The organism is Roseibium sp. LAB1, assembly GCF_054658235.1.
Genome location: NZ_BAAGIB010000001.1, coordinates 487,050 through 499,159 on the forward strand (window position 1 = coordinate 487,050; position 12,110 = coordinate 499,159).

Annotated in this window: 12 protein-coding genes and 1 tRNA gene; 8 read left to right on the forward strand and 5 right to left on the reverse strand. The window is 59.2% G+C overall.

Translation table 11 applies throughout. The features are described 5' to 3' along the window. Together ngg and ACYQ54_RS02330 are read left to right on the forward strand one after the other, a co-directional pair. Complete coding sequence (gene ngg, locus ACYQ54_RS02325; protein WP_460078920.1) at positions 1 to 1,782, forward strand: N-acetylglutaminylglutamine synthetase; 1,782 nt, start codon at positions 1 to 3, stop codon at positions 1,780 to 1,782. Further along, positions 1,779 to 2,951 (forward strand): osmoprotectant NAGGN system M42 family peptidase, encoded by a 1,173-nt coding sequence (locus ACYQ54_RS02330; protein WP_460078921.1) that lies wholly within the window; start codon positions 1,779 to 1,781, stop codon positions 2,949 to 2,951. The genes ngg and ACYQ54_RS02330 overlap by 4 nt, the downstream gene beginning before the upstream one ends. A 44-nt stretch (positions 2,952 to 2,995) precedes the next feature. On the opposite strand, the gene ACYQ54_RS02335 is transcribed toward ACYQ54_RS02330, so the two are convergent. Next, positions 2,996 to 3,325 carry a hypothetical protein gene (locus ACYQ54_RS02335; RefSeq protein WP_460078923.1) on the reverse strand — a complete coding sequence of 110 codons (330 nt, stop codon included), beginning with the start codon at positions 3,323 to 3,325 and terminating at the stop codon, positions 2,996 to 2,998. Positions 3,326 to 3,455: 130 nt separating this feature from the next. Beyond that, a complete protein-coding gene (locus ACYQ54_RS02340) occupies positions 3,456 to 3,701 on the reverse strand; it encodes a hypothetical protein (RefSeq protein ID WP_460078924.1) in 246 nt (81 codons plus the stop codon). 297 nt (positions 3,702 to 3,998) lie between these two features. On the opposite strand from ACYQ54_RS02340, the gene phnC reads away from it, so the two are divergent. The 4 genes from phnC (at position 3,999) to phnE (ACYQ54_RS02360) (ending at position 7,775) form a co-directional block, all read left to right on the forward strand. Then, the gene (gene phnC, locus ACYQ54_RS02345; protein WP_460078926.1) at positions 3,999 to 4,820 is read left to right on the forward strand and encodes a phosphonate ABC transporter ATP-binding protein; all 822 of its coding nucleotides are present in this window, start codon (positions 3,999 to 4,001) and stop codon (positions 4,818 to 4,820) included. Between the two features lie 89 nt (positions 4,821 to 4,909). Continuing rightward, positions 4,910 to 5,821, forward strand: a complete 912-nt coding sequence (phnD, locus tag ACYQ54_RS02350) for a phosphonate ABC transporter substrate-binding protein (RefSeq protein ID WP_460078927.1) — start codon at positions 4,910 to 4,912, stop codon at positions 5,819 to 5,821. A gap of 179 nt (positions 5,822 to 6,000) precedes the next feature. Next, on the forward strand, positions 6,001 to 6,915 hold the full coding sequence (gene phnE, locus ACYQ54_RS02355; RefSeq protein ID WP_460078929.1) for a phosphonate ABC transporter, permease protein PhnE: 915 nt from the start codon (positions 6,001 to 6,003) through the stop codon (positions 6,913 to 6,915). A gap of 2 nt (positions 6,916 to 6,917) precedes the next feature. Beyond that, positions 6,918 to 7,775 carry a phosphonate ABC transporter, permease protein PhnE gene (gene phnE, locus ACYQ54_RS02360; protein ID WP_460078930.1) on the forward strand — a complete coding sequence of 286 codons (858 nt, stop codon included), beginning with the start codon at positions 6,918 to 6,920 and terminating at the stop codon, positions 7,773 to 7,775. A 250-nt stretch (positions 7,776 to 8,025) separates the two neighbouring features. On the opposite strand, the gene ACYQ54_RS02365 is transcribed toward phnE (ACYQ54_RS02360), so the two are convergent. From ACYQ54_RS02365 to ACYQ54_RS02375, 3 genes are all read right to left on the reverse strand, one after another. Beyond that, a complete protein-coding gene (locus tag ACYQ54_RS02365; protein WP_460078932.1) occupies positions 8,026 to 8,295 on the reverse strand; it encodes a GIY-YIG nuclease family protein in 270 nt (89 codons plus the stop codon). 343 nt (positions 8,296 to 8,638) lie between these two features. Further along, complete coding sequence (locus ACYQ54_RS02370) at positions 8,639 to 9,814, reverse strand: alpha-D-ribose 1-methylphosphonate 5-triphosphate diphosphatase (protein ID WP_460078934.1); 1,176 nt, start codon at positions 9,812 to 9,814, stop codon at positions 8,639 to 8,641. Positions 9,815 to 10,177: 363 nt separating this feature from the next. Continuing rightward, positions 10,178 to 10,263 (reverse strand) — tRNA-Leu (locus ACYQ54_RS02375). Between the two features lie 220 nt (positions 10,264 to 10,483). Between ACYQ54_RS02375 and map the strand changes: the two genes are divergently transcribed. Continuing rightward, positions 10,484 to 11,314: a type I methionyl aminopeptidase gene (map, locus tag ACYQ54_RS02380; RefSeq protein WP_023001049.1), complete on the forward strand. Its 831-nt coding sequence runs from the start codon at positions 10,484 to 10,486 to the stop codon at positions 11,312 to 11,314. A gap of 67 nt (positions 11,315 to 11,381) precedes the next feature. Next, complete coding sequence (gene radC / locus ACYQ54_RS02385) at positions 11,382 to 12,095, forward strand: RadC family protein (protein ID WP_460078937.1); 714 nt, start codon at positions 11,382 to 11,384, stop codon at positions 12,093 to 12,095. Positions 12,096 to 12,110: the final 15 nt, after the last annotated feature.

The following is a 12,110-nucleotide window of genomic DNA, read 5'->3' on the forward strand; positions in this document are numbered from 1 at the left end:
ATGGCCGAGAATGAACCTTCGCGACCGAAAGGCGCGTTCGACCACCGACTGAAACGCATGCGCGAACATGGTCTCAAGCCGGAATACCGGCTGGACGAGACGGAAGCACAGAAGAACCGCTTCATCGATTGCGGGTGGGGACGGCTGGTGTTTGCCAACACTTACAGCGAGACGGACAAGCTGGTCGAGGTGCTGCGCAACGAGCGGCCGGACCGGCGTGACATTGCCTTTTACGTTCGCGACCCGCATGTGCTGGTCGGCTCGGCTCCGCAGGAACTGTTCCTCGACCCCTCGCACACGTTCCGCCTCGAGCTGTCGACCTATCGCCCCGCCCGCAACCGGCGCAAGGGTTTCACCGTGCGCCGTCTGTCGTCACGCAGCGACGCGGAGGCAATCAACGAGCTTTATCTTAGCCGCGGCATGGTGCCGGTGCCGCCGGAATTCTTCTGGTCGCAACTCGATCCGCGCACCATCACGGTGCTTGTGGCCGAGGAAGACGAAACCGGCGTCATTGTAGGTACCGCTATGGGCGTCGATCACGACCGGGCCACCAACGGCGCCGATCTCGGCAGTTCGCTCTGGTGCCTTGCGGTTTCTCCGCAGGCGCGGTTTCCGGGGATTGGCGAAGCCCTGGTCCGGCGGATGGCGGAAGTGTTCAAGGGCAAGGGCACTCCGCACATGGACCTATCGGTCCTGCACGACAACGAACTCGCAATTGGCCTTTACGACAAACTCGGTTTCGAACGGGTTCCCTATTTCACCATCAAGCGCAAGAACACCATCAACGAAGCGCTCTTTGCCGGCCCCGCCGTTGAAGACAAGCTCAACCCCTATGCCACGATTGTCGTGAACGAAGCACGGCGGCGCGGCATCCAGGCGGAGATCATCGACGCGGAAGGTGGTTTCTTCCGCCTGTCCTATGGCGGCCGCTCGGTTGCCTGCCGGGAATCCTTGAGCGAATTCACCAGCGCGGTTGCCATGTCCATTTGCGACGACAAGGCAACCACTCGCCGGATCGTCGAACGGGCCGGTGTCAGCGTGCCTGACCAGATCCTGGCTGGATCCGCCGACGAGATCGCCGCGTTTCTGGACCTTCACGGCTCGGTCGTGGTCAAGCCTGCGCGCGGCGAACAGGGCAAGGGTATCGCCATCGGTCTGACAACCACTGAAGACGTGATGACCGCCGTCGATGTTGCCCGAACCTATTCCAACGACGTGCTGGTGGAGGAGTTTGTTACCGGTCAGGACCTGCGACTTGTGGTGATCGACTACAAGGTGGTTGCGACCGCCCTGCGCAAGCCGGCGGAAGTCACCGGCAACGGCAAGGCCACGATCGGCGAGCTGATCGAAATACAGTCCCGACGCCGGGCCGCGGCGACGGGAGGAGAATCGAAAATCGAAGTGGATGACGAGGTCCAGCGTTGCCTCAGCGCGAACGGCTTTCAGCTGGAAGATATCCTGCCGGAAGGCAAGACCCTGCCGGTCCGGCGCACCGCCAATCTTCACACCGGTGGCACCATTCACGATGTGACCGGTGAAACCCACCACGCCCTCATTGAAGCGGCGATCAAGGCGGCACGGGCCATTGAAATTCCGGTGACGGGCATTGACTTGATGGTCAAAGACCCGCGACAACCGGAGTACCGCTTTATCGAGGCGAACGAGCGGCCGGGGCTCGCCAACCACGAACCTCAGCCAACCGCAGAGCGCTTCGTGGACTTTCTGTTTCCCCTGTCGGTGCCCCAGCCCGTCAGGACGACCTTGAACCGGGCCGTAACATGACCTTGCTGAATATCGATATTTCCTATTTGAACGACAGATTGGGCGAACTGCTGAAAATCCCGAGCCCGACCGGCTATACGGACGAGATCGTTCGACATGTTTCCAAGGAACTGGAAGCGCTCGGCGTCTTTTACGAGATTACACGCCGCGGCGGCGTACGGGCCAGAGTGTCGGGCAAATCACGCCGGCCTGCCCGGGCCTTCGTCTCGCATCTCGACACGCTCGGTGCCCAGGTAAAATCCCTGAAGGACAATGGCCGGCTGGAGCTTGTGCCCATTGGACACTGGTCCGCCCGTTTCGCAGAAGGCGCCCGCACGACGATCTTTTCCGAAAGCGGTGCCTATACCGGCACCATTTTGCCGCTGAAGGCCTCTGGTCACACCTACAACAACGGTGTCGATGAACTGCCGGTCGGCTGGCCCTATGTGGAACTGCGCGTCGACGCCTATTCCAAGTCGGTAGACGACCTGAAGCGGCTCGGCATCGACATCGGAGATTTCGTCTCCATCGACCCGGCGCCTGAGTTCCTGGAAAACGGCTTCATCGTCTCACGCCACCTCGACAACAAGGCCGGGGTCGCGGTGATGCTGTCGGCGATCAAGGCGCTGGTGGAATCCGACATAGAACCGACGGTAGACGTGTTCTGGCTGTTCACGATTGCGGAAGAAACCGGCCACGGTGCTCAATCGATCCTGACACCGGACATTGCGTCGCTGGTCGCCATCGACAACGGCACCACCGCCCCGGGCCAGAACTCGGACGAATTTGGCGTCACCATAGCCATGGCTGATCAGACGGGGCCGTTCGACTATCATCTCACTCGCAAGATGGTTCAATTGTGCCGGGACAATGACATCAAGTTCCAGAAGGATGTCTTCCGTTTTTACCGCTCGGATGCGGCAACCGCCATCGAAGCGGGCGCGGATGTGCGCACGGCGCTGATCACCTTCGGCGTCGATGCAAGCCATGGCTATGAACGCATCCATATGCATGCACTGCGATCGCTTGCCGAATTGGCAACCGGCTACGCGCTTAGTCCGGTGGAAATCCAGCGCGATGCACGTGAATTTGCCGATCTTAAGGGCTTCACGCGCCAGCCGACTGCCGACGCCGATCAGACCCTCAATCCGGAAACGGATGAACCATTGCCGGAACCGGCGGGCGAATAACGCCCGCCGCCGCGTCCCGTGTCGTCAGCGGTCGAGGTCCGCGATCATGCGCAATGCCACGATCCGGGTTTCTGGCGCATCTTGTCTTCCAGGTAACTGAGCTCAAACCTGTCGAACAGCGTCACCAGCTCACCCGCGCTGCAACAGAAATGCGGGTGATCCTTGTCGTCGTCACCATCCCGGATCCACGTGTCGGCGGCACCTTCCGTCCCGATGCCTAAGTTGGCTTTGCGCTTCAACAGCATCGTCCCCTGATAGATCCCGCCAGGTTTCAGAACCCGGGCAATTTCCGGGATGGCAGTACGAACGTTCGACGGGTCGCCGTGACAGATCACGTTGAAGGCCAGGACGTGACGGCCATCGCCGCAGCCCATATCCGAAACCCTGACTTGTCCCCGCCCTTGCAGTCTTTCAATCACGCCAGCGACGCCCGGCGCCGGACACATCCAATCAGCAGGCGGGCTTCGGTCCGCGTGTTGGTCACGATATAGTCAGTCTGGTCGGTCACGACGAAGTCGACGCGTTTGGCACGCAAGGCTTCTGCGGCCGCAGTTCGACTGGTGACCGGAAAGAGCTCGAAGTGTGGTCCGTGGCATTTTCAAGGGCGTCCCTGAACGGACCCCATTCGACCTGCAGCCGCTCCAGCCCTTCCACATCGGCAACGGCCAGTTTGAAGGTATCAGCCAGGGATGAAGACAGGGAAACGGCAAGAACGGCAGCCGCAAGTGCACCGGATTTCAAAAAGCGCATGACGGGAACTCCTCAGTCAACCGAAACAAGGCCGGCAAGGCAGAGGGAGCCAACGGCATGGGCACCGCTGAACGTGACTGTAATATGTAATTTTTGCGAAATTAACATCCGCTTAGAACATAATCTCAAACAAAAATGTTCATTCATCTTATATCTGCCAAATAAATCTTGAGCTTATTTGTTTTCCGGCAAATCTTAATTGCATCATTGTCGTAAAACTTCATAAAAGTATAATCGTATAGACATCTGATCTCGGCACATGTCTGCTAGTTCGCTCTCCGTTTTTCGGAGGGACCGATGCTGGTCATTGAGCAATTATCTAAAGTCTTTGGAGACCTGACCGCGGTGGACAGTGTCTCCCTTGCCATCCCCAAGGGACAGATGGTCGGCGTGATCGGCCGGTCCGGTGCCGGCAAGTCCACGTTCCTGCGCATGATCAACCGGCTGGCCGACCCCAGCCGGGGGACGATCCTCAACGAGGGACAGAACATCACGGCCCTGAAGGGTCGCGATCTGCGGCTTTGGCGCGCGTCCTGCGCCATGATCTTTCAGCAGTTCAATCTCGTCGAGCGCATGGATGTGCTGACCAATGTCATGGTTGGCCGCATCGCCCACACAGGGTTCCTGCGCTCCATGACGCGATCCTTTACCGACGAGGACCGCGCCCGCGCTATCGAAGCCCTGGACCGGCTGGACCTTGTGCCCCAGGCGCTGCAAAGAGCGGGAACCCTTTCCGGCGGGCAGCAGCAGCGCGTCGCCATCGCCAAGGCGCTGGTGCAGAACCCGCGCATCATGCTGGCCGACGAACCGATTGCTTCACTCGATCCGGCCAATGCCAGCCGCGTGATGGACGCCTTGCGCGAAATCAACCGGACGGACGGCCTGACGGTTCTGGTCAACCTGCACACGCTCGATACCGCCCGCGCCTATTGCGACCGGATTGTCGCGATGAAGGACGGACGGGTTCAGTTCGATGGCACACCGGACGCCCTGACGAGCGAGAAGGTTCGTCAGATCTACGGCACCGACGATCTTTCCGGTGACATCAAAGAGGCAGTGACCTCCACCTCCCTTGCAACAGCTTCTTCAAGGCCGCCGATGAAGGCGGTCGGAACCTGATCCTCGCGAAACACGTGAACGCTCTCGCGATCTGGAGCGGCTTGCGCCGCACAACCTGCCGGACCAGCCGGCACCTAAGGAGACTTAAGATGAAGGCCATTTTTGCAGCAGCCGTATCCGTTGCCGTGCTTGCAGCCTCCCCGGCCCTGGCGGCAAGCTGGAAGGACCAGTACAAGACAGTCAAGTTCGGTATCCTGTCCGGTGAAAACGAAAAGGACCGGATCGCCCGTTACACGCCTTTCGAAAAGTACCTGGAGAACGAACTCGGCGTCGATGTCGAAATCTTCACCGCCGGATCCTATGACGGCGTGATCCAGGCCATGGCGGCCGACCAGATCGAATTCGCCTTCTTCGGGTCGTCTTCCTATGCCGCCGCCTACACCGAAACCAACGGCGGTGTCGTTCCGCTTGTCTCCCGCCTGCAGAAGGACGGTTCCACCGGATATTTCTCGGTCGTCGCCGTGCGTTGCGACAGCGGCTACAAGACCCTTGAGGACCTGAAGGGCAAGACACTGGCTTTTGCTGATCCGGACAGCACGTCCGGTTATGCCGTGCCTTACTTCAACCTCAGCAAACAGGGCTATGAGCCGAAAACCTATTTCGGTGCCATTCCTTTCTCCGGTGCTCACGAAACCGGTGTGCTCGGCGTCTACAACAAACAGTATGACGCTGCCGCCACTTACATCACCAACGAGGAAGACGGCATTCCTCAGCGCATGGTCACCAAGGGCATGATCGAAAAGGATTCGATCTGCACCATTTGGAAATCGCCTGAAATCACGTCCGGCCCATTGGCCGCCCGCACGAACCTGCCACAGGGCCTGATCGACGCCATGCGCACCGCCCTCATGGAGATCCCGGAAAAGGACACGCTGGCCTTCATCGAAATGACCGGTGGTGAAGACAGCACGCAGGAAGGCTGGATCGAGGTTGATCACGACCGATACCAGTGGATTGTTGATATGCGCGACTGGCTGAAGAAACAGCGTCGCGGCGGCTGAAGCTGACGTAAGCGCTGATTGACGTCACGGGCGGCAGTTTCAGAACTCGCCGCCCGTATTTCAAGGTTCCGCTTCGCGTCGCACCGCAACATGTCGCAATGCGCGGCGGTGTCTTTCCGACTTTCGTCTGCGGCGATCCATCGGCACCTTCATTCCAAGTTCAAGCAACGGCAGTGGCCATGACAGCCCTTACCCCCGCCCTAAAACAGTTCGAACGCGACTACGCCGTCGCCCGCCGGTCAGCCCTGCGGCTGAACCTGGTGACGACCCTGCTCTTTGCTCTCTGCTTCTTTGCCACGGCTTGGATCGGCGGCTTCTTCGACATGACCGACGTCACCCTTCCCGGTGGCGAGCGCGTTTCCATGTGGAAGATCTGGGCAGGCCTGCCGCGGCTGGGAGAGTATCTCCACAAGACCTTGCCGGAGCTTCACCGAGAGACACTCGGGGCGGATCTTGCCGACTGGTTCTGGCGCTGGAAGGTCTGGCTCTGGCTGCTTCTGGAAACGATCCTGATCGCCTATATGGCAACGCTGCTTGGCATCGTCGGTGCGTTTCTGCTCAGCTTCCCGGCGTCACGGAACCTGTCCCCCAACACACTTGTGCTGAACGTCACGCGGCGGTTCCTGGAAATCATCCGAACGGTTCCGGATCTGGTCTGGGCGCTCATCTTCGTATTTTGTTTCGGCGTCGGTCCTCTGGCCGGTGTTCTCGCCATCGGCCTTCACGCCACCGGAGCCCTCGGCAAGCTTTATTCCGAAGCCAACGAGAATGCCGACATGCGCCCGCTGGAAGGCATCAGGGCCTCGGGCGGATCGTGGTTCGACCAGATCCGCTACGGCGTCGTGCCCCAGGTTGTCCCGAACATCATCAGCTACACGCTGCTGCGGTTCGAGATCAACGTCCGTTCCTCTTCCATCATCGGCTTCGTCGGTGCAGGCGGCCTTGGCCAGGAGATCCGCGTGGCCATGTCCCTGCAGGAATACACCGACCTCTCGGCCCTGTTCCTGATCGTCTTCATCACCGTGATTGTCATCGACATGCTGAGCGAAAAAGTTCGCCACCGCATCATCGGCCTGACCGGAAAGGGCATCTGACCATGACCGCTCCAACCCCCGACGTCGTCCACGCCAAAGCGCTGGTTCCCGGCGCCTTCTCCACGCCGCGCCGAACACGCCTGATCCGGCTTGCCGGCTGGACGGCTTTCCTTCTTTTGACAGGCTGGTGCCTGTGGGATTTCGGCTTTGCCCCCGAAAGGCTCCTTCATGGCGCGAGCCGCTTCGGGGATGTGCTCGCCTTCATGTTTCCGCCTCATATCTGGACAAGCTGGGCGGAATGGCAGGAAATCCTGAAAGGTCTTGCGGAAACTGTTGCCATGGCGTTCATGGGCACGCTTCTGGGCGCAGTGATCGCTTTTCCGCTGGCGTTTCTGGGGGCCAGGAACATCCTGCCTCTGTCCTGGCTCCGGCTTGGCGTCAGGCGCGGCTTCGATGCCCTGCGGGCCATTGAACAGTTGATCCTGGCCCTCGTCTTCATCCGCGCGTTCGGCCTTGGCCCTCTTGCCGGCATTCTGGCAATCGCAGTGTCGGAAATCGGTACATTCTCGAAACTCTTTTCGGAAGCCATCGAGAACACCTCCCAAAAGCCAGCCGAGGGCGTACGCGCCTCCGGTGGCGGCACCCTGCAGACAATCCGCTTCGCCGTCCTTCCGCAGGCCCTTCCAGTGATCCTGTCGATCATTCTCTACAATTTCGAATCCAATACGCGCAGCGGCACCATTCTCGGCATCGTCGGCGCCGGCGGCATCGGCTTCCTCCTTGCCGACCGCATCCATGCCTATCGCTGGCCGGAAGCCTGGACGATCATTTTCCTGATCATCTTCATGGTCTACCTGATCGACGGTTTCTCCGGCTTCCTGCGGCGGCGGATCATTGGCGTGGAACCAGGGCGGACGTGATTTTCACTTGGGGGAGCGCCGAGATTATCCATGATCGGCATTGCCACTACGCAACTTTGTGTTAGTGCGCGGCAAACTTCTCATAAGACGAACAGCGTCAGCTCGTGGGTACCGGCATTGGCATGGATGCCATGGCATGACGGCGGACTAGGAATATTAGACCTGTGGAACTCCTAGTCCGTCATTGCAGGGCTTGACCCTGCAATCCAGGCCAAGACTTCTCGTCAAATCGGCGTCTGTCGAAAAGTCATCAGGAATTCAGGAACCGCTTGAGATCGAACCAATCCTGATTTTCCTGCTGTATCAGATCAATCTTCCATTTGCGCGGCCACGACTTAATAGCCTTTTCGCGGGCAATTGCTTGCGGAGCGGTGGGGTGTTCCTCATACCAGACGAGCCGAACGACACCATAGCGGGCGGCAAACTTCGATCCTTGTCCCGTTTCATGCTCATGAATACGCCGTGCCAAGTCGTTGGTTACGCCTGTATAGAGCGTCCCGTTCTTGCGACTGGCAAGCATGTAAACCCAAAACCGCCTCACATACGGATAGGAAGCAGCATGGATTGCAGGGTCAAGCCCTGCAATGACGACGGGAGTTTTTTAGAACAAAACACTTCAACCTACCGTCATGCCCATGCCTGTGAGCAGCATCCGTTCTGCGGCCTCATTTCGCGATCTATGTCGACAGGAAAGTCAACATATCCGAATCCGCCTTAGCTGATCAGAAAACAGGCCTTGGATGAGGACATTCGACACCTCACCCCATCCGTCATGCCATGGCTCGACCATGGCATCCATGCCGAGACCTCACCACGCAATCAGTCTCGAAAACATGCAAGAAACGCGCAGCAGCGTTGAACGATCAAAGCACCCGCTGCCCGTTCCGCCAGGCCTGCTTGATGAAGGGATGTCCGTTGAGGACGCCGACATGAAGCAGGTCGGCGCGTTTGCCCTGTGCGATCTCGCCTCTGTCCGACAACCCTGCAACTTCGGCCGGGGTTTTCGAGACCATCCGGATAGCTGCCGGCAGGTCGGCTTGAAACGCCTCTCCCAGCCCGACGAGGAAGGCGCAGTCGAGCAGTGAGCGCGGGACGTAGTCCGACGCCAGAATGTCGACCAGGTCTTCGGCGAGCAGATCGCTGACGGCGATATTGCCTGACTGGGACCCGCCGCGAATGACGTTGGGCGCACCGCCAACGACATGCATGGCATGGCGCTTGGCCTTGCGGGCTGCCTCCAGTGTGCAGGGAAATTCCGAAACGCTGATGCCTTCCCCAAGTGCCTCGTCGATATGCTCAAGTTCCGTATCGTCGTGACTGAGCAGCGGCAGTTTGTGCGCATGTGCCAGCGCGACCACCGCCGGACGAACCTTCGAGCTGATCTCGTCTGAAAAATTCAGGAGCGCCTGCGTTTCCCGCTCGGCAACGGCGCGCGTTTCGCCCGTGTCGGCCATGCGCCGGTGGATATAGGCTTCAACGTCCTTGCTCTGGCGCCGGCCCGGCAGATGTTCCATCACCGACACCATGCGCACGATGTCCTTGCCGATGTTTTCCTCGGTCAGGCGAGGCGTCTCGCCATCGGTGATCTCGCAGCGCAGGTGCACCAGATGTTCCGATTTCAGCATGCCCCCAGCCTGAAGCGTTTCCAGGGCGTCGATCATCGGAGCCAGGATTTCGCGGCGCTCAGGGTTCTTGATCGTCGCGCCAACGCACAGGCTGTCGAATACGGTGGTGATGCCGCTGCCGATGATCTGGGCATCATGAGCCATCGCCGCCCGCAGCGGATCCCAGCGCACATGAGCGCGCGGAAAGACATGTTTTTCGAAATGGTCGGTGTGAATGTCGACCAGCCCCGGCAGCAGGTAATCACCGTCGAGATCGAACCCGGTCTGCGGCCCGTTGCCCTGATCAACCGAGACGATCCCTTTATCGGAAAAGGCAATGTGACCGCTGACGACTTCATCCGCGAGCACGAGCCGGGCGTTTTTCAGAACAGTCAGAGCGCTGCCGGAGGGCACGCGATTGTCGGCATAAGTCATGGAAACTCCTTCCGGCGAACGGGGCAAGCGAATTCAAGGATGGTCCGGAAGCGGACCGCAAAGAAAGACAGCTCCGCGGAACCGGGAGCGAACTGGGCCCGGAAACAAATCTGAGTCCGGTTGAACGACCGATGATCTAACGCTCTTTCGCGCGCAATTTGTGACAGTGGTTCAACGGATCCATGACAATCCGGAAAAAATCTGCGGGCTGCAGGCGAAGGGATGGAAAATCTGGGTTGGACACAAAACTTGCGCTCAACCAGCCGGAAAGGCAAGAGGTCAAGATCAGAGCAGCGGGTGAGAAGCGTAATCTGGAACCGGATCGCGCTCAAGCAGGCCGAAGGCCAATAGCGCAACAACGTATGGTGCGGGCGACGGGACTCGAACCCGTACAGCCTAGGGCCGAGGGATTTTAAGTCCCTTGTGTCTACCAATTCCACCACGCCCGCTTTTCCCTTCCCCTAGCTCTCCTGCCGGAAAAGCGCAAGAAGGCACTGCAGCTTTTCACCGGGCAAGCAGGAAGTTTCCACGTCAGCCTGATTTTGCTGGAACAGAAGCTGGAAATTGAGCGCTTTGGACGGTATGTGAACAGGTAACGGATAATTGGTGCCGAAAAGGGCCGTGTCGGCTTACAATGGCACCGGATAATTGTGAGACACGGTAAACCCCATGGTCAGCTATATCGACGCTTCGGAAGCCCCTTTGAAAAACACGGGTCAGGTACGTTTGTACGGTCCTGAGGATTTTGAAGGCATGATGCGCGCAGGACAGCTGACTGCAGCCTGTCTGGACGAGTTGGCCGACATCGTCAAACCGGGCACCACAACCCAGGAAATCGACGACTTCGTCTACCAGTATGGCATGGATCACAACGCCATTCCGGCAACGCTGAACTATCGCGGCTACACCAAGTCCTCCTGCACGTCGATCAACCACGTTGTCTGTCACGGTATTCCCAACGACAAGGCTCTGCGCGAGGGCGACATCGTCAACATCGACGTCACCTTCATTCTGGACGGGTGGCACGGCGACTCGAGCCGGATGTACCCGGTCGGCCAGTTGAAGCGTGCCGCAGAGCGTCTGATCGATGTGACCTATGAATCGCTGATGCGCGGTATCGAGGCGGCCAAGCCCGGCAACACCACGGGCGACATCGGCGCCGCCATCCAGACGTTTGTCGAGGCGGAACGCTGCTCGGTGGTGCGCGACTTCTGCGGCCACGGCCTTGGCCTGCTGTTCCACGATACCCCCAACATCCTGCATTACGGGCGTCCTGGCGAAGGCGTTGAACTGAAGCCGGGCATGATCTTTACCATCGAACCGATGGTCAATCTGGGCCGCCCGCACGTGAAGGTTCTCAGCGATGGCTGGACCGCCGTCACAAGGGACAGGTCCCTGTCCGCACAGTTCGAACATTCCATCGGCATTACGCCTGAAGGCTGCCAGATCTTCACTACCTCCCCCAAAGGCATTCACAAGCCGGGCCTGCAAACGGACTGACGATCCTGCCAGAAACCCGGATTATTGGCGATGTGCCGTCATCTGACAGCAGCTGACGCAGGAGCTCATGAAAGAGACGATTTCCGCCAGTGAAACACCGGCCTCAACCGGTGGCGACCACAAGGGACACCGCCAAAGGCTGCGGGAACGGTTTCGTAAATCGGGCGAGCAGGGGCTCGCCGATTATGAGCTTCTGGAATTTCTGTTATTTTCCGCCCTGCCCCGTCAGGACACCAAGCCGATCGCCAAGGCGCTGTTGCAGCGCTTCGGGTCCTTTCCGGCCGTCCTGGCCGCGCCCAGGGAACGGCTGAAGGAAATTCCGGGTCTCTCGGACATCAGCATTGACGCACTTCAGGCCGTGCATGCGTCCGTGATCCGTTTTCACAAGGCCGGCCTGGAAAAACGGCAGGTTCTCGACAGCTGGCAGAAAGTCATGGACTACCTTCAGGTGTCCATGGGGCTTGCTCCCGTCGAGCAGTTCAGGGTCCTGTTTCTCGACAAGAAAAATGCCCTCATCGCGGACGAGGTTCAGCAGACGGGAACCGTCGATCACACACCTGTCTATCCGCGTGAAGTGATCCGGCGCGCCCTGGAGCTTTCAGCCACTGCGCTGATCCTGGTGCACAACCACCCGTCGGGTGATCCGACCCCGTCCCGCGCCGACATACAGATGACCAGTAAAATCGTTGATATCGCTGGTCCGCTTGGTATCGAGGTTCATGACCACATCATCGTCGGTCTGCGAACCAATGTCAGCTTCCGCAGCTTGCAACTGATCTGACCCGCCGGAACAAAG

Coding starts and splice junctions, on each gene's coding strand:
- ngg (WP_460078920.1), top strand. CDS start 1: ATGGCCGAGAATGAACCTTCGCGACCGAAAGGCGCGTTCGACCACCGA.
- ACYQ54_RS02330 (WP_460078921.1), top strand. CDS start 1,779: ATGACCTTGCTGAATATCGATATTTCCTATTTGAACGACAGATTGGGC.
- ACYQ54_RS02335 (WP_460078923.1), bottom strand. CDS start 3,325: ATGGGCTGCGGCGATGGCCGTCACGTCCTGGCCTTCAACGTGATCTGT.
- ACYQ54_RS02340 (WP_460078924.1), bottom strand. CDS start 3,701: ATGCGCTTTTTGAAATCCGGTGCACTTGCGGCTGCCGTTCTTGCCGTT.
- phnC (WP_460078926.1), top strand. CDS start 3,999: ATGCTGGTCATTGAGCAATTATCTAAAGTCTTTGGAGACCTGACCGCG.
- phnD (WP_460078927.1), top strand. CDS start 4,910: ATGAAGGCCATTTTTGCAGCAGCCGTATCCGTTGCCGTGCTTGCAGCC.
- phnE (WP_460078929.1), top strand. CDS start 6,001: ATGACAGCCCTTACCCCCGCCCTAAAACAGTTCGAACGCGACTACGCC.
- phnE (WP_460078930.1), top strand. CDS start 6,918: ATGACCGCTCCAACCCCCGACGTCGTCCACGCCAAAGCGCTGGTTCCC.
- ACYQ54_RS02365 (WP_460078932.1), bottom strand. CDS start 8,295: ATGCTTGCCAGTCGCAAGAACGGGACGCTCTATACAGGCGTAACCAAC.
- ACYQ54_RS02370 (WP_460078934.1), bottom strand. CDS start 9,814: ATGACTTATGCCGACAATCGCGTGCCCTCCGGCAGCGCTCTGACTGTT.
- map (WP_023001049.1), top strand. CDS start 10,484: ATGGTCAGCTATATCGACGCTTCGGAAGCCCCTTTGAAAAACACGGGT.
- radC (WP_460078937.1), top strand. CDS start 11,382: ATGAAAGAGACGATTTCCGCCAGTGAAACACCGGCCTCAACCGGTGGC.